The sequence below is a fragment of the Agrobacterium sp. D14 genome, assembly GCF_001526505.1.
GTDB classification, from domain to species: Bacteria; Pseudomonadota; Alphaproteobacteria; order Rhizobiales; family Rhizobiaceae; genus Agrobacterium; species Agrobacterium leguminum.
Genome location: NZ_ASXX01000025.1, coordinates 15,445 through 32,520 on the forward strand (window position 1 = coordinate 15,445; position 17,076 = coordinate 32,520).

18 protein-coding genes are annotated in these 17,076 nt (G+C 61.3%); 7 read left to right on the forward strand and 11 right to left on the reverse strand.

The window, feature by feature from the left end; translation table 11 throughout:
* Positions 1-125: 125 nt before the first annotated feature.
* Positions 126-1,307: an MFS transporter gene (locus L901_RS15845; protein WP_059758492.1), complete on the reverse strand. Its 1,182-nt coding sequence runs from the start codon at positions 1,305-1,307 to the stop codon at positions 126-128.
* 33 nt (positions 1,308-1,340) lie between these two features.
* Between L901_RS15845 and L901_RS27115 the strand changes: the two genes are divergently transcribed.
* Positions 1,341-1,508, forward strand: a complete 168-nt coding sequence (locus tag L901_RS27115) for a hypothetical protein (protein WP_156430056.1) — start codon at positions 1,341-1,343, stop codon at positions 1,506-1,508.
* Positions 1,509-1,511: 3 nt separating this feature from the next.
* Here L901_RS27115 and L901_RS15850 read toward each other — a convergent pair whose 3' ends face one another.
* Both L901_RS15850 and L901_RS15855 read right to left on the reverse strand, forming a co-directional pair.
* The gene (locus tag L901_RS15850; protein WP_059758498.1) at positions 1,512-2,159 is read right to left on the reverse strand and encodes an outer membrane protein; all 648 of its coding nucleotides are present in this window, start codon (positions 2,157-2,159) and stop codon (positions 1,512-1,514) included.
* Between the two features lie 545 nt (positions 2,160-2,704).
* Complete coding sequence (locus tag L901_RS15855) at positions 2,705-2,992, reverse strand: hypothetical protein (protein ID WP_004433441.1); 288 nt, start codon at positions 2,990-2,992, stop codon at positions 2,705-2,707.
* A gap of 270 nt (positions 2,993-3,262) precedes the next feature.
* Between L901_RS15855 and L901_RS15860 the strand changes: the two genes are divergently transcribed.
* The 3 genes from L901_RS15860 to L901_RS15870 all read left to right on the forward strand — a co-directional run bounded on the left by L901_RS15860 (position 3,263) and on the right by L901_RS15870 (position 6,233).
* Entirely contained in the window at positions 3,263-4,441 is a 1,179-nt protein-coding gene (locus L901_RS15860; protein WP_059758500.1) for a hypothetical protein, read from the forward strand.
* A 107-nt stretch (positions 4,442-4,548) separates the two neighbouring features.
* Positions 4,549-5,190 (forward strand): DUF1007 family protein, encoded by a 642-nt coding sequence (locus L901_RS15865; protein WP_059758503.1) that lies wholly within the window; start codon positions 4,549-4,551, stop codon positions 5,188-5,190.
* Positions 5,184-6,233, forward strand: coding sequence for a nickel/cobalt transporter (locus L901_RS15870; RefSeq protein ID WP_059758505.1), 1,050 nt, complete (start codon positions 5,184-5,186; stop codon positions 6,231-6,233). Before L901_RS15865 ends, L901_RS15870 begins: the two co-directional genes overlap by 7 nt.
* On the opposite strand, the gene L901_RS15875 is transcribed toward L901_RS15870, so the two are convergent.
* The 4 genes from L901_RS15875 to L901_RS15890 form a co-directional block, all read right to left on the reverse strand.
* A complete protein-coding gene (locus L901_RS15875) occupies positions 6,230-6,490 on the reverse strand; it encodes a hypothetical protein (RefSeq protein ID WP_020812153.1) in 261 nt (86 codons plus the stop codon). The genes L901_RS15870 and L901_RS15875 overlap by 4 nt on opposite strands.
* Positions 6,477-7,169, reverse strand: coding sequence for a GNAT family N-acetyltransferase (locus L901_RS15880; protein ID WP_059758508.1), 693 nt, complete (start codon positions 7,167-7,169; stop codon positions 6,477-6,479). The genes L901_RS15875 and L901_RS15880 overlap by 14 nt, the downstream gene beginning before the upstream one ends.
* 266 nt (positions 7,170-7,435) lie before the next feature.
* A complete protein-coding gene (locus L901_RS15885; RefSeq protein ID WP_059758510.1) occupies positions 7,436-8,131 on the reverse strand; it encodes a tellurite resistance TerB family protein in 696 nt (231 codons plus the stop codon).
* Positions 8,132-8,239: 108 nt separating this feature from the next.
* Entirely contained in the window at positions 8,240-8,878 is a 639-nt protein-coding gene (locus L901_RS15890) for a 2-dehydro-3-deoxy-phosphogluconate aldolase (protein WP_004433419.1), read from the reverse strand.
* Positions 8,879-9,049: 171 nt separating this feature from the next.
* On the opposite strand from L901_RS15890, the gene L901_RS15895 reads away from it, so the two are divergent.
* From L901_RS15895 to L901_RS15905, 3 genes are all read left to right on the forward strand, one after another.
* A complete protein-coding gene (locus tag L901_RS15895; protein WP_004433417.1) occupies positions 9,050-9,538 on the forward strand; it encodes a CYTH domain-containing protein in 489 nt (162 codons plus the stop codon).
* Positions 9,522-10,430, forward strand: coding sequence for a CHAD domain-containing protein (locus L901_RS15900; protein WP_059758513.1), 909 nt, complete (start codon positions 9,522-9,524; stop codon positions 10,428-10,430). Before L901_RS15895 ends, L901_RS15900 begins: the two co-directional genes overlap by 17 nt.
* Before the next feature lie 275 nt (positions 10,431-10,705).
* Positions 10,706-11,650: a rhodanese-related sulfurtransferase gene (locus L901_RS15905; RefSeq protein ID WP_059758515.1), complete on the forward strand. Its 945-nt coding sequence runs from the start codon at positions 10,706-10,708 to the stop codon at positions 11,648-11,650.
* Between the two features lie 228 nt (positions 11,651-11,878).
* On the opposite strand, the gene L901_RS15910 is transcribed toward L901_RS15905, so the two are convergent.
* The 4 genes from L901_RS15910 to L901_RS15925 all read right to left on the reverse strand — a co-directional run bounded on the left by L901_RS15910 (position 11,879) and on the right by L901_RS15925 (position 16,886).
* Positions 11,879-14,122, reverse strand: a complete 2,244-nt coding sequence (locus L901_RS15910) for a bifunctional diguanylate cyclase/phosphodiesterase (RefSeq protein WP_059758517.1) — start codon at positions 14,120-14,122, stop codon at positions 11,879-11,881.
* 252 nt (positions 14,123-14,374) lie between these two features.
* Positions 14,375-15,154 carry a MetQ/NlpA family ABC transporter substrate-binding protein gene (locus L901_RS15915; RefSeq protein ID WP_004433407.1) on the reverse strand — a complete coding sequence of 260 codons (780 nt, stop codon included), beginning with the start codon at positions 15,152-15,154 and terminating at the stop codon, positions 14,375-14,377.
* 33 nt (positions 15,155-15,187) lie between these two features.
* The gene (locus L901_RS15920) at positions 15,188-15,856 is read right to left on the reverse strand and encodes a methionine ABC transporter permease (protein WP_004433403.1); all 669 of its coding nucleotides are present in this window, start codon (positions 15,854-15,856) and stop codon (positions 15,188-15,190) included.
* Positions 15,846-16,886, reverse strand: coding sequence for a methionine ABC transporter ATP-binding protein (locus L901_RS15925; protein WP_059758520.1), 1,041 nt, complete (start codon positions 16,884-16,886; stop codon positions 15,846-15,848). The genes L901_RS15920 and L901_RS15925 overlap by 11 nt, the downstream gene beginning before the upstream one ends.
* Positions 16,887-17,076: the final 190 nt, after the last annotated feature.

Consider the following 17,076-nt stretch of genomic DNA (forward strand, 5'->3'; position numbering starts at 1 on the left):
ACGTTGCACCGTGGCCAATCTCACTTCCCTTATTCTTGTGCTTGTCACAGTAATGAGGGTTGTCCAAGATATCGCGGCCGGACAATCCTTTGCACAAGAGCGCCGGCGACCTCAGCCGGAACGCCCTACTCCCCCACCTGCCGCCGCGTCAGAAACAGGAGCAGCAAGGCCGCGCCCGCGCCAACCGAAGCGAGCCGGATCGAGACGCCGAAACTCGCATATTGCGATACGAACCCCATCAGCGGCACCGCAAAAAGCGCGGCGAGGAAAATGGAGTTCATGTAGAGCGCCGTCGCCCGGGCCGTGCGGCCGCGCGCAAAGCCCTGCACGAAGGTAAGGCAAGTGCCGGCGCAAAGGCCGTAATAGGCGCCCTCCAGCGCCGCACCCGCGATCATGGCCGGCAATGTGGTGACCGAGGCGATGACGTTGAAGGCGACGATGGCCATCACCGCCGAAACGCCCAGAAGCAGGCGGGCGCTGAAGCGGCGCATCATTCGCGGTGCAAGCAGGATGAACAGAACCTCCATGGCGCATTTGACGCTGAGCGACAGGCCCGGCACGTAATCCGGCAGGCCGACCTCCCGCACCAGAAACACCGGCAGGGCCGAGGCGCAGAGAGCATGGGCAAAAGACATGCAGAAGCTGGCGGCCGCCGCCAGAAGCAGCGGCAGGTTGCGCCCTGTATCGTCGTCACCCGCCTGTCGCCGCTCCATCGGGCTGGTCTGGTCGCGCGGCACGACCGCAAGGGCAAGCCCGCCCCAGATGACCGCCATCAGCATGGCATTCATGAACACGGCCTTCGCGCCGGCAAGATCGAAGATCAGATAGGCGGCGGCAGGCAGCAGCATCCACGCCAGCGACACCATCGTCCGCAGGAAGGCATTATAGGCGGCCGTATCGAGCGCCTTCACCCGGCCATGATACCGGCCGTAACTGAAAATGAGCGTGCTGGCGGCATTGGAAAGCCCCATGCCGGTCGCCGTTATCGCCACCAGCAGCGCCAGATGCCCGAAACTCGCCGCAGCCGCCGCGACAAAAGCGCCGCACACGGAAAGCATCAACAACGGCCTCACCCGCACCCCGGCATCGACACGCTCGCCATAAACACGGCTGGCGACAATCGAAGCCAGCGCCGCCGCCACGCTGTAAAAACCGACGGTCGCCGGCGGATGGCCGAGCACCTGGATGATGTAAAAACCGATAAACGGCACAACAGCCGCATTGGTGCTGCCGGCAATAAAAACCAGCAGAGCGATCAAATAGGCCTGACGATCGAAAGCGCCCGGCAAAGTGCTTTTCTGTAGCATGGGAATCGACTGAAGGCTGGGAGGCGAGACGGGATGACGGCGACCACCATCACACCAAAACGGCCTGCTGTTCAAGCCTGCCTGAAAAGCAATGCGCGTTTTCATCTTCGGCGGAACGTTCGCTGGATTGATGCCAGGATCGCCGCATCGAGCGCGTGGGGCGTCGCAACGTTGCGCCGCCCCCTGTCGAAAACGGAATAACCGTCAGAACTTCACGCCGAGGCCAACCTTGACGACGTGTTCGCTGACATCGCCGGTCGAGGTGATCGGACCGGTACGGTAGGTTGCCTTGCCGAAGTCGTTGTAACGATATTCGACGCGTCCAAACAGGTTGTTGGTGAAGGCATAATCGATACCCGCACCGACCGTCCAGCCGTGCAGGACCTTGCTGTCCTCGCCGAACGGCGCTTTGACTTCGCTGTCCGTCGCGGTGTAGCCGGCGGCGGTATAGATCAGCGCGCGGTCGACCGCGTAACCGGCGCGCAGGCGTGCAGAACCATTCAGGCCTGCAGAAACCTCGCTGGTGACAATGGTCTTGTCGCCCCAGGCGTAACCGAGATCGCCCTCGACGCCAAGAATGACGGAAGGGGCAACTTCGAAATTATAGCCCGCGAAACCGGAAAAACGGCCGCCGTCAAATTCATGCTTCGTGGTGACGCCAAAAGTCGTCGACTTAACCCGGTTCCAGCCGTAACCCGCAGACGCACCGACATAAACACCATCCCAGGAAAAGGCAGGCGCAACGTCGTTGACGACCGGCGCGGACGGAATGTCGCTGACGGCATCGGCGGCAGCGGCCACACCGGAGAAAACACCGAGCAGGCCGAGCGCGAGAAGTGATTGTTTCAACATGCGATAGCTCCTTGAAAATAACATCCCGTCACCTGCGGGCTGCGAGTATTTCGCGACCGGAAGCGCAGCGTCGTGACGGGGTTAACGCACCCGTAGATTGAAGAACATCGTGGTTAAAATCGCGTAAATAGCGCAGATAAAATAGCCGTCATGAAACGTATTTCGATTAATATCTGCAATATTTACCAAATATAAATTAGAATTAGCGCAGATATTCACAAGTCGGCCGTCGCGATGTAAAAACGGCTACCACCACATCACAAAAACCACCACGAGTAGTGGCCATCCCGCACTTCTGTGCGCGTCGTTCACATCGGCGACGCGGACAAAAAAAGAGGGCCGCGAGGCCCTCTTCCAGTCATGCGATGCGCCGTTTGTTCTTGCCGGAAACGCCATGCGTCAAACACACGCAACTCGAGGATCATTGCCGGCTTATGCGCTGCGCGCATCGTCTGCGTCGAAAATCCCTGAAGATTTTCGAGCTGTTGCGTTGGAGCGGGATGGAGAAAAGCCCGATGGTTTCGCCATCCCGTTCCACGTTTCGGTTAGTGCCGGCGCTTTTTGCCGCCGTCATTCTTGTTGTCGATGACATCGACGGACGTCTTGTTGCCGTTCAGCACACCGTTCAGGATGCCGGTCTTGTTGCCGTTCAGAATCCCGTTATTGGACAGGATGCCGCTGACACCGAGATCGATGCTGGGCGAGACGACGACAAGGGCGCCGCCCTTGTTGCTGTTGCCGGACAGGATGCCTCCCAGAAGACCGCCCGCATTGGCCTGACCAACGGAAGCGACAGTAAGAATAGCGGCTACACAAGCGAACTTTGCAATCATTTCTCTCTCCTCTTTTGTTTGATCACGCCATCTGGCGTAACCGAACTGTATATTTAGAGGATTCTAATTCAAGCAAAGGCTAATATTACAATAAACGATTAACACTAATACTTATGATTTTAATCAAATTTTACATATCGCACCTTCGCGTTTCCGCCCCTTGTTCAAACAATGCCTGCCGGCACCTGTGCCGCAACAGTAAAGCGGTGCGGGAAACTTTATTAACCATCCAAATATAAGATATTGCTTAATTAGAGACCGGAGATGCGAATGCGGGTGGGGGGATATATCGCGCTTGTTCTCGGGCTTGCCTGCGCCTGCGGCGCGTGGGCGGGGGAAAAGGCCGATGAGCACAATGTCACCTATAAATCCGGCATTGCTTATGACAGCAATTATTTCGCCGATACCAACCGGCTGAGCGCGATTTCGCTGCGCGCCGGCTTCGGGCTCAATGGCAAGATCGCGCTGGAGGGGGCGGAGCTGCGTTATTCGCTCGAGCAGGAAGAGGTTCGCCTGCCCCGTTATCGTTTCGCCAATGAACATAACACCATCGCGGCGCTGGGCTTGACCAAGCGATTTTCCGAAAAGCTGGAATGGGCCCTTGAGCTGCGCGGCACCCGCAGCGATGCCGGCGATATATTCCTGCACCTGCCGGAAGAAGACATTGGTTACCGGCAGCTGGATCACAAGCTGGAGGCCTCCTCCCAGCTCGGCATCCTCGCCCTTGGCGGCAAGAACACACTGACGGCAAGCCTGGCCAGCCTGATGAAAGGCAAGGCGCGGTTCCGCCCGGCTTATTTCCTGCCCACCCGACTGGAAGCGAACGAGGCGCTTTTATCGCTGAAGGCCGAACATGCACGATCACTCGGCGGCGGCGAGGCCGGGTTGACCCTTGCTTACGACCGTATCGCCGTGCCTGAGGGGCAGCAGGAAAAATATGAACGCTTCCCGGCCAACACGCTGCGAGGTTCTCTGGCCTATGGTTACAGGTTCTCCGACCGTTTCGCGGTTCTGGCCGAAGCGGGCTTCACATCCATTTCCGGCGATGAAATCAGCGACAAGGTAAAGCGCACCCGCCCCTATCTGCGGGCCGAGGCCGAGGTGAAGGCCACCGATCGCATCGCCTTCGGCGCGGGCTTTTCGCAGGACTATGCGCTTTTCGACCCGGATGACCCGATTGCCGAATTCCATCGCCGCTTTCAATTCGTCATCAAAAGCAGGCTCACCGAAAAGGTGGGGCTCGATCTTGCGCTGCACCGGGTCCACAAGGACTGGATCTATTATAATTACGATACCAGCGAGCGCCGGCTGGTCGCGACGCTCTCCTTCGATACCGGCAAGAACAGCAAGCTGGAGGTGGAGTTCAACCGCCTGCTGCATGGCGAGCGCGATACCGATCTTGCCTATAGCGGCTCCAGCATCACCTCGCGTTTCAGCGGCACCTTCTGAAATTTAGTATCGGCCCGCGCGAAGGATCGGACGCATCAGGTCGAAATTCGGTCCCAATTTCTGCTAGAGTCAGGCCTTCCAGATTCGAAGGCAGGACAGACCGGATAATGAACAGACGCTTTTTGCTCCTCGCGGCCGGCCTTGCCTGCGTTCCCGTCGCCGCGGCGGCGCATCCGCATATCTTTGCCGAAGCCCGCATGGAAATCGTCGAGGGGCCGAACGGCACCGTTCAGGAAGTGCGCAACATCTGGCGTTTCGACGAGATGTTCTCGGCAAGCGTGGTGATGGATTACGACAAGAACAGCGATCTGAAGCTCGACAAGGACGAGCTGGCGGAAATCGGCAATACCGTGCTGGAATCGCTCGCCGAATATTCCTACTACACCTTCATCACCGCCAATGGAAAACCGGTGGAGTTTTCGAAGCCCGAGGCCATTCACGTGGACTACAAGGATCAGCAGATCCTGATGTTCTTCTCCGTGAAACCGACCAAGCCTCTCGCCGTCAAGGGCAAGCTCAGCTTCGGCGCCTGGGATCCGACCATGTATACGGCGATCGATTTCGCCAAGGATGGCGATATCGCCACGCAGGGCAAGGATCTGAATGCCTGCAAGCATCATGTCGTCCGTCCCGATCCCGACGAGGTGATCTCGCAGAACCAGAGCACGCTCACCGACGCCTTCTTCAACGATCCGACCGGCACCGACATGACCAAGCTCTTCGCCACCCGGCTGGAGGTCTCATGCTGAGCCGCAGGGCCGGCCTCTTCGCCGTCGCCATCGGCCTCATTGCCGTGGCCGGTGCGGCCCATGCGCAGTCGCCGCTCGGCATCGGCTCGGCCGAACCTTCCTTTTCCGTCGGCGGCCCCTTCGCGCCACTGATGCAATGGATCAACGTGCACCAGCAGATGTTCTATCGTGCGCTGACCGGCGCGTTGAAGGCCATGCGCGAGGATGGCTGGGCGCTCAGCTCGCTGATCGGCCTCTCCTTTGCTTATGGCGTTTTCCACGCCGCCGGCCCCGGCCACGGCAAGGCGGTCATTTCGTCCTATATGATCGCCAATGAGACGCAGCTGAAACGCGGCATTCTCATTTCTTTCGTCTCGGCGCTCATTCAGGGTTTGATGGCCATCGGCCTCGTCGGCGCGGCCTGGCTCGTGCTGCGCGGCACTTCCATCACCATGACGAAGGCGACGCAGGCGATGGAGATCGCCAGCTTCGCCATGGTGGCGCTGTTCGGCGCCTGGCTGCTGGTGCGAAAACTCTGGTCGCTGCGCATCCGGCGCGAGCCGGTCGCGGTTTTCGCGCCGGCAGGTGAAACCGCGGCCGGCAGAACCACCGGCATGGGCACGGGCCTCCGGTTCCAGGGCAAGCCGGTTTTTGCCGATCACGACCATGACGGCACGGGCGATCTCTGCGCCGCCTGCGGTAAATCCCATGCGCCGGATCCGATGCTGCTCAAGGGCAAGAACTTCAGCCTGCAAGAGGCATGGTCCGCCATCATCGCGGTGGGGCTCAGGCCCTGCTCGGGCGCGATCATCGTCATGAGCTTCGCGCTTCTGAACGGGCTTTATCTCGGCGGTGTGCTCTCCGTCCTCGCCATGTCGCTCGGCACCGCCATAACGGTATCGCTGCTCGCCATCATGGCCGTCTCGGCAAAAGGCCTCGCCGTCCGTTTCGCTGGCCCCGGCAGCCGCAGGGCAGCCGGCATTAGCCATGCGATCGAGATCGCCGGTGCGCTGTTCGTGCTCATCATGGGACTGTTGCTGCTCGGCGCGTCGCTTAAGCTCTAACCGTCACGGCGACGCTGGTAACGCGCACGCAGCCAGAACAGCAGGAAGAAACACAGCACTGCCACCGTGCCGAAGGCAGCGGCGAGCCAGGGCGAATAATCGCCCAGCCACAGCATGATCTTCGGCATCACAAAGAAGACCAGCCCGAAACCGACGATGATGAGGGCGGCTGCGATGGCCGGAGACCAGTCCTTCTTGCCGGGGCTCGGCTTTTCAGGCGCCGGGTTTTCAGGCGCCGGATTTTCAGGCAATGGCATCGGCAAACTCCGCACGGATATCCTCAAGCTTGCGCTTCTGCGCGCCGTCGGCCGCAAAATTCTCCGGCGCAAGCCAGGCTTCGAAGGCCTTGCCGATCAGCGGCCATTCGCCGTCGATCATGGAAAACCACGCCGTATCGCGGTTCTGGCCCTTCGAGACCATATGCTGGCGGAAGACGCCCTCGAAGGTGAAGCCATAACGCTTCGCCGTGATCTTGGAGGGCTCGTTTTCATTGTGGCATTTCCACTCGTAACGGCGATACCCCAGATCCTCGAAAACATGTTTCGCCATCAGATAATGCGCCTCGGTGGAAAGAGGCGAGCGCTTCATCTTCGCGCCATGGGCGACGGAGCCGACCTCGACCACGCCATTGGCGGGATCGGGCCGCATATAGCTCGCCATGCCGACGATATCGCCGGTGGCGTTTTCAACGAAGACCAGCGTGACCCAGTTAAGCTTCTGCCCCGCGCCGACGAGCCAGTCGCCGAAAGCGTCGGCATCGGGAAAGGCGCTTTGCGGGAAATATTTGAGCAGCGCATTCACGCCCTCGCCGCCAAGTGCGGCCCAGAGCCTTGCGAGATGTTTTTCGCGATCGAACGGCTCCGCCGTCACGTAACGGCCCTTCAACACCACCGGCTGCGGCGGCGGACATCCCTTGAAATCACTCAGATCGCGCATTCTCTTCCCCATTTGCTGGGAGAAGGATTAGGGCAAGCGGGGCGGGATGACAACAGTGCATATGGGGTGGGATGCGGGTGCTGTTCACCCCCCTCTGCCCTGCCGGGCATCTCCCCCTCAAGGGGGGAGATCGGCAGGAGGCGCTACCACCACTTCATTCGCAAACGTTGAGAGAGGCGAGACATAACCACTTGTCGATCTCCCCCCTTGAGGGGGAGATGCCCGGCAGGGCAGAGGGGGGTAAACCGCGCCCGCCGAGGCTAACCTCAAACCTTCGCCGCCACCACCGTCGCCTCGATATGGTCCACCAGCGCATCCGGCAACCCAAGCCGCCCTGCCAGAAGATCGAGATACCCCCGCTCCGCCCGCGTATCGGCCTCGATGGCAAGCCGCGAGGCGGTGTAAAGCTCTACCTTCTGCTCTTCCGTGCGGGCAGCAGCGACCAGCGCGTCGATGTCGAGCGGATCGGCCAGTTCCTTTTCGAGGAACCGCTCGGCTTCGCTATCGAGACCGGAGACCTGCACCTTGTCCATGATGTTGGCGCGCTCCTTCTCATCGATATGGCCGTCCGCCTTGGCGGCGGCGATCATCGCCTGGATGAGCTTCAGCGCAAAATCATTGGAAAGGGCGGGCGATTGCGGATGGAAGGCGGAATCGGCGGGCGGGGCGAGAAGTTCCGGCTCGGGTTTCGGCGCGGCTTCAGGCGCCTGGCCGGACTTGTAATTCTTATAGGCGAGGTAACCGAGACCGGCGATGGCGGCCACGCCGCCGATGGTGGCGACATTACCGGCAAGCTTGCGGCCGGTCTTGGTGCCCAGAATGGCGGCGGCGAGCGCGCCGGCCTTTAGCGGATTGTTCCTGGCGATATCGGCGGCCTGCCCGGCTCTGTCACGGACGCTTCCCGAAAGGCCCGGCACCTGCGAGCCGAGGAATTGTTCAAGAAGCTTCTTGGCGTCGAACATCAAAATCTCCTGTAGAGGTCAAATCTACAGGGGAGATAGGAAGCCGAGGGCTGAAAACAAATGTCAAACCCGCTCACGCCTTCGTGAACGGGTTTGACAGGATGCAAATCAGGCGCGCAGTGCGGCGGCTTCGGCGGCAAGCTTGGTGATGCCCGCCCAGTCACCCGTGGCCACCAGTTCGCGCGGGGCGACCCAGGAGCCGCCGACGCAGACGACGTTCGGCAGGGAGAGATAGTCATTGGCGTTCTTGAGCGACACGCTGCCGGTCGGGCAGAAGACCGTGCCGGCGAGCGGCGAAGACAGCGCCTTGAGATAAGGCGCGCCGCCGGCCTGTTCGGCCGGGAAGAACTTCAGCACCTTGTAACCCTCGTCGCGCAGCGCCATGACTTCGCTGGCGGTGGCAGCGCCCGGAAGCAGCGGTACTTTGGAACCGCGCGCGGCTTCCAGCACGCTTTTATTGATGCCGGGGCTGACGATGAAGGTGGAGCCGGCTTCCGCCGCCGCTTCGAAATCCCTGGCATTGAGAATGGTGCCGGCGCCGACATTCGCGCCCTCCACTTCCGCCGCAACTGCGCGGATGGCATCGAGCGCCGCCGGTGTGCGCATGGTGATCTCGATCGCCTTCAGGCCGCCTGCGACCAAAGCGCGTGCGAGCGGCACGGCGGAAGCGGCGTCATCCACGATCAGCACCGGCACGACCGGCTGGAGCTTGAGGATGGAGAGCAGTTTTTCGGAGTCCTGGGCCAAGATGAGCCTCCCTTGCGCAATTGAAACGATTGAAATTCCGTCTACCGATTAGCCTGCCTCGGCTTTCATGTCGAGGCGCGCCAGCCGCATTTTTATCCAGATACTTCAATCAATTCGCTTCATCGCAATATCATATTGCGATAATCTGGCGCCCCAGTTCGCGGAGACAGCATGGCCAAGGAAATTGAACGGAAGTTTCTTGTTGCAGGCGGTGAATGGCGCAATGAGGTCACGCATAGCATGGCTTTCCGGCAGGCATATGTCGCCTCGATGGAAAACCGCTCGGTCCGGGTCAGGATCGTCGACCGGCGCGATGCGACCCTGACCATCAAGATCGGCGCAAGCGCGCTGGTCCGCGACGAATATGAATATTCCATACCCCTCAAGGACGCCGAAGAGCTGATGGCAAGCGCGCCGGGCGTGGTGATCGAAAAAACCCGCCACACTGTCGACCACGGCGGCTTCACCTGGGAAGTGGATGTTTTCGAAGGGAAATATCACGGGCTGGTGGTGGCGGAAGTGGAAATGAACGACGAGAATGCCGATCCCGATCTGCCGTCCTGGCTGGGCAGGGAAGTCACCGGAGACAAGCGCTTCTCCAACCAGTCGCTCGCCATGGACTGTCCGAACGGAGACTTGCCGGATGCCCTTCAGAATTGATCCGAAAAAGCCCTTCGACAATGAAATCCGCCGGGCCGGGCTGGAGCTGATCGACGACACGGTCACGATCCTTCGCGACCAGCCGTCCGGATCGCACGAGGCCGTGCACGACGCCCGCAAGCGGTTCAAGCGGCTGCGCGCCCTCTATCGCCTCATCCGCAAGGCGGCTCCGGATTTCGGCCGTGAGGAAAACGCCCGTATTCGCGATATCGCCCGCTCCCTCGCCTTTGCGCGCGATGCAACGGCGCTGGTGGAGACGGCGGAATATCTCGAAGCCTTCGCGCGTTCCGATGCGCAGGGTGAAGCGCTGCGCTCGATCACCGCGATGCTGCGCGCGCGCCGCGACGACGCCATAGAACATGAGGCCGGTCTCGACGAGGCCATTGCCGCCGCCATCGCCGGCTGCGGGGAAGCGCGCCAGAAGCTCGAGGACCTGTCGTTGCCGGATGAGTTGAAAGACACCGCCCGGCTGCTCAGGAGCGCCTGGGCGAAACAGAGGAAAACGGCGCGCAAGGCGCTCACCGATTGCCACGAACAGGCCGACGTTGAGCATTTCCATGAATTGCGCAAGTCCGGGCAGGCCTATTGGATGCATCTTGGCCTGATGCGCCGGCTCTGGCCTTCCGCCATGCGCGCCAAGCGGGCCGATACCAAGCGGCTGGTGGATATTCTTGGCCACGAGCACGATCTCTCGGTTCTCGCCGCCGTCGCCGACCGCGAACCGGAGCGTTTCGGCAATGGCGAGCGACTGGCCCTGCTGCTCGACGCCATTATCGAGAGGCAGCAGGCGCTGCGCACGGAAGGCCTTGCGCTGGCGAACGAGGTGTTTTCCGAATCCGCCCGCACCGAAAGCCGCATCGTCGGCCTGTTGTGGCGGCAGGCGGCGAAATAGGCTGGAGACGGCGTGAAAACGTCCCGCTGGGCTCGGCGTCATCCTCGGGCCTGTCCCGAGGATCTGCAACGTTTCGATTTTGCGCGACGTGATTAGATCCTTGGGACAGGCCCAAGGATGACGGAAGACAGGTCTTGCGCTTTCGCCAATGTCGGGTTTGAGGCACGAAGCGCCTCCCATTTGCCCCACTCCGGCAGATATTTGACGATTTTCAAAATACCCGGAACCGCTGATAAATATTGCTTTGCGGCCGCTGTCGCTGTATTTCAGCGCCCATGACCGACACGACCATTCTCCCCCGCCCGGAAGTCTCTGGTGATTTCCTTGTGGCCGCGCTTTATCATTTCGCCCGCCTGCCGCGGTTCGAGAGCCTGCGCGAGCCGTTGTTCGAGTTCTGCCAGAAGAACGGCGTCAAGGGCACGCTGCTGCTTGCCGCCGAAGGTATCAACGGCACCATTGCCGGGCCGGATGCGGGCATTCACGCCGTGCTCTCCTTCCTGCGCGCCCAGCCGGAATTCGCCACGCTGGAGCACAAGGAAAGCCGCGCCTCGCACATGCCTTTCGTGCGGCTGAAGGTGAAGCTCAAGAAAGAGATCGTCACCATGGGCGTGCCGGATATCGATCCGAACCGCATCGTCGGCACCTATGTCGACCCGCGCGACTGGAACGAGCTGATCTCCGATCCCGATACAATCGTCATCGACACCCGCAACGATTACGAGACCGCCATCGGCGTCTTCAAGGGCGCGGTCGATCCGCAGACGAAAACTTTCCGCGAATTTCCCGACTGGGTGAAGAACAATCCCGGCCTGCACAACAAGCCGAAGATCGCCATGTATTGCACCGGCGGCATTCGCTGCGAAAAGGCCACCGCCTTCATGAAGGAACAGGGTTTCGACGAGGTCTATCACCTCAAGGGCGGTATCCTGAAATATCTGGAAGAAGTGCCGGAAGAAGAAAGCCTGTGGGAAGGCGCCTGCTTCGTCTTCGACGAGCGCGTGTCGGTGGTGCACGGCCTTGCCGAAGGTGACCACCAGCTTTGCCACGCCTGCCGCAACCCGATTACGCCGGAAGTGCGCCTATCCCCCAAATTCGAGGAAGGCGTGTCCTGCCCGAGCTGCTACGATGACCGCAGCGAAGAGGATCGCCAGCGTTTCCGCGACCGGCAGCAGCAGATCGAACTGGCAAAGAAGCGCGGCGAGCGGCATCTGGGGCGGTAATCCCCGTCGGCTATCCGACTGCATAACGGTTGGGGTTTGTTTGAGCGGGCGCCGCGTGTTTCTTCTCCCCGTCGGGGAGAAGTCCGCGGCAGCGGGATGAGGGGGCAAGCTCTCCGAAATCCGGCGACGTCGCCCCCTCATCCGACCCTTCGGGCCACCTTCTCCCCGACGGGGAGAAGAAATGGGCCGCACCTTCAGGTGATCAAGAATGGGTGGAAGTAATCAGCCTCACGCCCCTGCCCGCAACGCAAAGAGCGGTGCGTCCTGCCCGTCCAGCATGGCGGTGATCTCTTCCGCCGCGACCGGTTTCGAGAACAGGTAACCCTGCAATTCATCGCAGCCGCACAGATGCAGGATGGCCGCCTGCTCTTCCGTTTCCACGCCTTCGGCCGTTACCGGAATATCGAGCGACTTTGCCAGCGCCACGGTGGCCTGCAGCATTTCCAGCGACCGGCCGCCCTTGTCGAGCGCCATGATCAGCGAACGGTCGATCTTCATGCGGTCGAAACCGAAGCGGCGCAGATAACCGACACTGGCGAAGCCGGCGCCGAAATCGTCGAGCGCTATATGCAGGCCAAGCTGTTTCAGCTTGTCGATGGCCGCACTCGCCCGTTCCGGATGCTGGATGAAATAACCTTCCGTCATTTCCAGCCGCAGCCTTTCGGGCGGCGTCTGCGTCGCGTCGAGAATATCGGCCACATGGCCGGAGAAGGCCGGATTGCGGAACTGCACGGGAGAGATATTCACCGAGAGCTTGATGGACGGCCATTGCTGCGCCGTCTCGCAGGCCTTGTGCAGAACGAGAAGGCCGAGCCGGTCGATAAGGCCGCTGGTTTCGGCAGCGGCGATGAAGATATCCGGCGGCACGAAGCCATATCCCGGCCGCTGCCAGCGGGCCAGCGCCTCCACCCCGGTAATACAGCGCGTGGCGGCGCTGACGACCGGCTGATAGACCACCTGTATCTCGTCGTTCAGGATGGCGGAGCGAAGATCGGCTTCGAGCTGCAGCTTTTCCTCGCGCAGCGCATCCATCTTCAGCTCATAGGAAACGTAACGCCCGCGCCCGTTCTCCTTGGCCTGATACATGGCCATATCGGCACGCCGCAGCAACTCCTCGCCATTGATATCGCCGGCGCGGGAAACCGAGGTGCCGATGCTGCAACCGATGCTCGCCACCCTTTCACCGATGCTGAAAGGCTCGGTAAAGAGTTCAAGAAGCGCCAGACACAGTTTGCGGCCTTCGGCCCAGACGTCGTTGCCCTGAATGGCGATGGCGAATTCGTCGCCGCCGAGCCGCGCCAGCACCGCGCCTTCCGGCACCAGCACCCTCAGCGCCGCCGCCACGCCCTTGATCAGCCGGTCGCCGGCGGCGTGGCCGTAGGAATCGTTGATTTCCTTGAAACCGTCGAGATCGAGATAGAGCAGCTTGATATCCGTCTTGTCATGGCGGCCCCTGTCGACCATGCGGTTCAGCCTGGCGAAGAGCCCGGCGCGGTTGCTGAGGCCGCTCAGCCGGTCGCGCAGCGCCTCCTCCCGCGCCGCCGCCTCATCCGCCTTCAGGCGGTCGAGCGTGGCCGAACCGATGATGAGCAGCACCAGAAAAAACGTGCCGGCAATGCCAAGCGCGGTAAAGACGACCGGACGCGCCTCATGAAAGCTGACATCTCCCGGCAGGTGCGAGCGCCAGACGAGCCGGGCCAGCACCTCCCCCAGCGGATTGACGATATCCACATGGTTGGCGGCGGGCCCGTCGCCATATTGCAGTTCCAGGCCGTCGATAACGTAATTGCGGGCAAGCTTGTCCACCGTCGCCTGCCTGAGATGACGGGCGAAAACCAGGTAACGCCGCTCCGTACCGACCGACGGCAGCGCCCCGGACTTCAGCCGCACGAGCGCGACGCCCGCGGCGGTGATACCGTCGCGGGTCTTGACGAAACCGGTCACCTGCGAGGTGATGCCCGGACGCATGGAACGCACGCGCTCGATCATTTCCCGGAGGCCGCCGGCAAAATAGGCGTCCGGCTTCCATGCCACCGGTTTGCCGTCCTGATAGGCCATGCGGACCTTGCCGTCCTCATCGATGACCACGGCCGTATCGAAGAGATCGTTATTGACCGTCATCTCGCCATAATTGCTTGCCACCCAGTCGAAACGATCAGGGGCATAGACATATTCGGCGGCGTCGTCCCAGGCGGCGTAGTCGTTCAGCGTCGCGCCGAGCTGCTCGCGAAAAGTGACGAGGGCGCCCGCCGTCGTCTCGCGCGAACGGGCATTGTCGAGCAGGTTCGCCTTTTCCCGAACCTGGCTCAAGGCGGATAAAACCAGCGCGGTGACGATGATAAGCACCAGCGCGAAGGTGGACAATACGACGCCCACGGCGGTTCTGCGCCCGACCGGCAAATAGTCCCCAATGTTGCGCGGCGCAATCCGCATAAAATCCCCTTCGAAAGCATCATCTTCCGAAGGAAACATTCAAAAGCGGTTAAGCCGCATTGTGGCCCCGCCCCAAAAAACTACGGGTATAAAACGACAGTCTGGCAGAGGCGCTGAAAAATCCTTCCCTGAAATGCCCTGGGTTTTTCATGGAAGGCGGATTTGCGTCCGTCCGGAAAAGAAAAAACCTCTCCCGCGCACGGGAGAGGTCGTGATTTTTTTAGACCGGGATGGCGAAAACTGTAAGCGGTTTTCGCCTTAAATCCCGGTCTGATCTAGTGCTGGAGCGGCTTACCAGGACGGGATGACCGTGCCGTTGTACTTTTCCAGAATGAAGGCCTTCACTTCCGGGCTCTGGTAGGATTCAACCAGCGTCTTCACCCACGGCTTGTCCTTGTCCTGCGCACGAACGGCGATGACGTTCGCGTAAGGGGACTTTTCGCTTTCGATGGCGATGGCGTCCTTCTTCGGGTTCAGGCCGGCAGCCGTCGCATAGTTGGTGTTGATGACCGAAGCGTCGGTATCGTCAAGCGAGCGCGGCAGCTGGGCGGCGTCGAGTTCGACGATCTGGATGTTCTTCGGGTTTTCGGTGATGTCGGCAGGCGTTACCTTGAGGCCGGCTTCTTCCTTGACCTTGAGCACGCCCTTGGAAGCGAGAACCAGCAGCGCGCGGCCGCCATTGGTCGGGTCGTTCGGAATGCCGACGGTTGCGCCGTCCTTCAGCTCGTCGAGGTTCTTCACCTTCTTCGAATAAACGCCCATCGGGGTGGTGATGGTGGTGCCGACGCTGACGAGATCGAACTTGCGGTCAGCGATCTGGTTGTCGAGGTAAGGCTGGTGCTGGAAGGAGTTGGCCTGCAGCTCGCCATCGGCCAGCGCCTGGTTCGGCACGACATAGTCGGAGAATTCGACGATATCGATATCGAGACCCTTGGCGGCAGCGATCTTCTTCACCTGCTCCATGATCTGCGCGTGCTCGGCGGGGGTTACGCCGATCTTGATGGTCTCGGCCAGCGCCTGACCGGCGGTGAAGAGAGCGGCGAGCGAGGCCGCGAGAATGAGTTTCTTCATGGGTGTCTCCTTGGGTTGTTATTATAAACACAGTTAATTCTTCCGGGTCCGCTTGTCGAAGCTGCGAGCCAGCCTGTCGCCGGCGCTCTGCACCAGCTGCACCAGCACGATCAGCACCAGAACCACGACCAGCATCACATCCGGCATGAAGCGCTGGTAACCGTAGCGGATGCCGAGATCGCCCAGCCCGCCGCCGCCGACCGCGCCGACCATGGCCGAATAACCGATGAGGCTGACCAGCGTGAGCGTCAGCGCCAGCGTGATGCCGGGCTTCGCCTCGGCCAGAAGCACCTTGGTGACGATCTGCAGCGGCGTGGCGCCCATGGCGCGGGCGGCCTCGATCAGGCCCTTGTCCACCTCGCGGATCGCCGCTTCCACCAGCCTTGCGATGAAGGGCACGGTTGCGACCGTCAGCGGCACGATGGCCGCGCTGGTGCCGATGGAGGTGCCGGCGACGAGGCGGGTGAAGGGAATGATCGCCACCACCAGAATGATGAAGGGCGTGGAGCGCGCGGCGTTCACGACGAGGCCGAGGATCCGGTTGGTCATCGGCGCCGGAAACAGCTCGCCCTTGCCGCTGGTGGCAAGGAAAACGCCCATGGGCACGCCGATCAGCGAGCCGACGATGCCGGCAACGGCGACCATGTGCAGCGTCTGCAACAGGCCCTTGGAGAGAAGGCTGAACAGCATATCAGGCGACATAACCGAGCACCTCCGTGTGAAGACCGGTCTCAGCATAAAAGCGATTGGCGCGGGCGGTGACATCCGCCGAGGCCGGATAGGAGACGACCAGCGAGCCGAAGGGCTGGCCGGAAATTTCCTCGATGGTGCCGGCAAGGATGTTCACATCAGGGCCGATTTCGGCGACAAGGCGCGCCGTCAGCGGCTGGAAGGCCGTCTCGCCGAAGAACACCAGACGCACCAGAACACGGTCGCCTTCCGCCGCCTGCGGTTTCAGGCCCGAAGTGACCCAATGCGGCAGCTTCACGCCGACCGAGGACGACAGCAGGCTGCGGGTCGTCTCGTGTTTCGGCGCGGTGAAGATATCGAAGGTCGTGCCTTGCTCGACGATCAGGCCCCTGTCGATGACAGCCACCTGCGAGGCGATGGTCTTCACCACCTCCATCTCGTGGGTGATGAGCAGCACGGTGAGCCCCAGCTCGGCATTGATGCGCTTCAGCAGTTCGAGAATGGATTGCGTCGTTTCCGGATCGAGCGCCGATGTCGCCTCGTCGGAAAGGAGCAGCTTCGGCTGGGTGGCGAGCGCACGGGCAATGCCGACACGCTGCTTCTGGCCGCCGGAGAGTTCCGCCGGATAACGCTTCGCCTTGTCGGAAAGGCCGACGAGATCGAGCAGCGGCGCAACGCGCGTTTCGATCTCCTTCTTGCCCATGCCGGCGATTTCGAGCGGCAGGGCCACATTGTCGAAAGCGGTGCGCGACGACAAAAGATTGAAGTGCTGGAAGATCATGCCGACGGAACGGCGCAGCGTGCGCAGGCTCTTTTCATCGAGCGCCGCGACATCGACGCCATCGACGACCACGCGGCCGGTCGAGGGCTTTTCAAGGCCGTTGGCGAGGCGGATGAGCGTGGACTTGCCGGCACCGGAGCGGCCGATGATGCCGGTGATGGAGCCTTTCGGCACGACGTAGTCGATACCGGCAAGGGCTGCGAAGCCCGGCTTGCCGCCGGCGCCGCCAAAGGTCTTGGTCACGCCTTCAAACGTGACCATAGGCTCCTTTGCCGACCCTTCAGGGACCGCCTGTTCTTGGCGCGCGGGGGATGCCGCGCTGGATGGAAAACTCATTGTAAACTCTGGGAATGCGTGACGGATCGGGTCTCAAAAAATCCTGTTGCGGTGCTGAACCGCTCTCTTCATGCAGCCTTCGGGCACATTCGATGACAGCTGATTTTCCGGGTCA

Bases quoted from the DNA above. Each gene is read 5' to 3' on its own strand.
- L901_RS15895 (WP_004433417.1), top strand. From the start codon at position 9,050: ATGGCCAAGGAAATTGAACGGAAGTTTCTTGTTGCAGGCGGTGAATGG.
- L901_RS27115 (WP_156430056.1), top strand. From the start codon at position 1,341: ATGACGGCGACCACCATCACACCAAAACGGCCTGCTGTTCAAGCCTGC.
- L901_RS15920 (WP_004433403.1), bottom strand. From the start codon at position 15,856: ATGTCGCCTGATATGCTGTTCAGCCTTCTCTCCAAGGGCCTGTTGCAG.
- L901_RS15875 (WP_020812153.1), bottom strand. From the start codon at position 6,490: ATGCCATTGCCTGAAAATCCGGCGCCTGAAAACCCGGCGCCTGAAAAG.
- L901_RS15905 (WP_059758515.1), top strand. From the start codon at position 10,706: ATGACCGACACGACCATTCTCCCCCGCCCGGAAGTCTCTGGTGATTTC.
- L901_RS15855 (WP_004433441.1), bottom strand. From the start codon at position 2,992: ATGATTGCAAAGTTCGCTTGTGTAGCCGCTATTCTTACTGTCGCTTCC.
- L901_RS15845 (WP_059758492.1), bottom strand. From the start codon at position 1,307: ATGCTACAGAAAAGCACTTTGCCGGGCGCTTTCGATCGTCAGGCCTAT.
- L901_RS15860 (WP_059758500.1), top strand. From the start codon at position 3,263: ATGCGGGTGGGGGGATATATCGCGCTTGTTCTCGGGCTTGCCTGCGCC.
- L901_RS15900 (WP_059758513.1), top strand. From the start codon at position 9,522: ATGCCCTTCAGAATTGATCCGAAAAAGCCCTTCGACAATGAAATCCGC.
- L901_RS15865 (WP_059758503.1), top strand. From the start codon at position 4,549: ATGAACAGACGCTTTTTGCTCCTCGCGGCCGGCCTTGCCTGCGTTCCC.
- L901_RS15870 (WP_059758505.1), top strand. From the start codon at position 5,184: ATGCTGAGCCGCAGGGCCGGCCTCTTCGCCGTCGCCATCGGCCTCATT.
- L901_RS15925 (WP_059758520.1), bottom strand. From the start codon at position 16,886: ATGGTCACGTTTGAAGGCGTGACCAAGACCTTTGGCGGCGCCGGCGGC.
- L901_RS15880 (WP_059758508.1), bottom strand. From the start codon at position 7,169: ATGCGCGATCTGAGTGATTTCAAGGGATGTCCGCCGCCGCAGCCGGTG.
- L901_RS15915 (WP_004433407.1), bottom strand. From the start codon at position 15,154: ATGAAGAAACTCATTCTCGCGGCCTCGCTCGCCGCTCTCTTCACCGCC.
- L901_RS15850 (WP_059758498.1), bottom strand. From the start codon at position 2,159: ATGTTGAAACAATCACTTCTCGCGCTCGGCCTGCTCGGTGTTTTCTCC.
- L901_RS15910 (WP_059758517.1), bottom strand. From the start codon at position 14,122: ATGTTTCCTTCGGAAGATGATGCTTTCGAAGGGGATTTTATGCGGATT.
- L901_RS15885 (WP_059758510.1), bottom strand. From the start codon at position 8,131: ATGTTCGACGCCAAGAAGCTTCTTGAACAATTCCTCGGCTCGCAGGTG.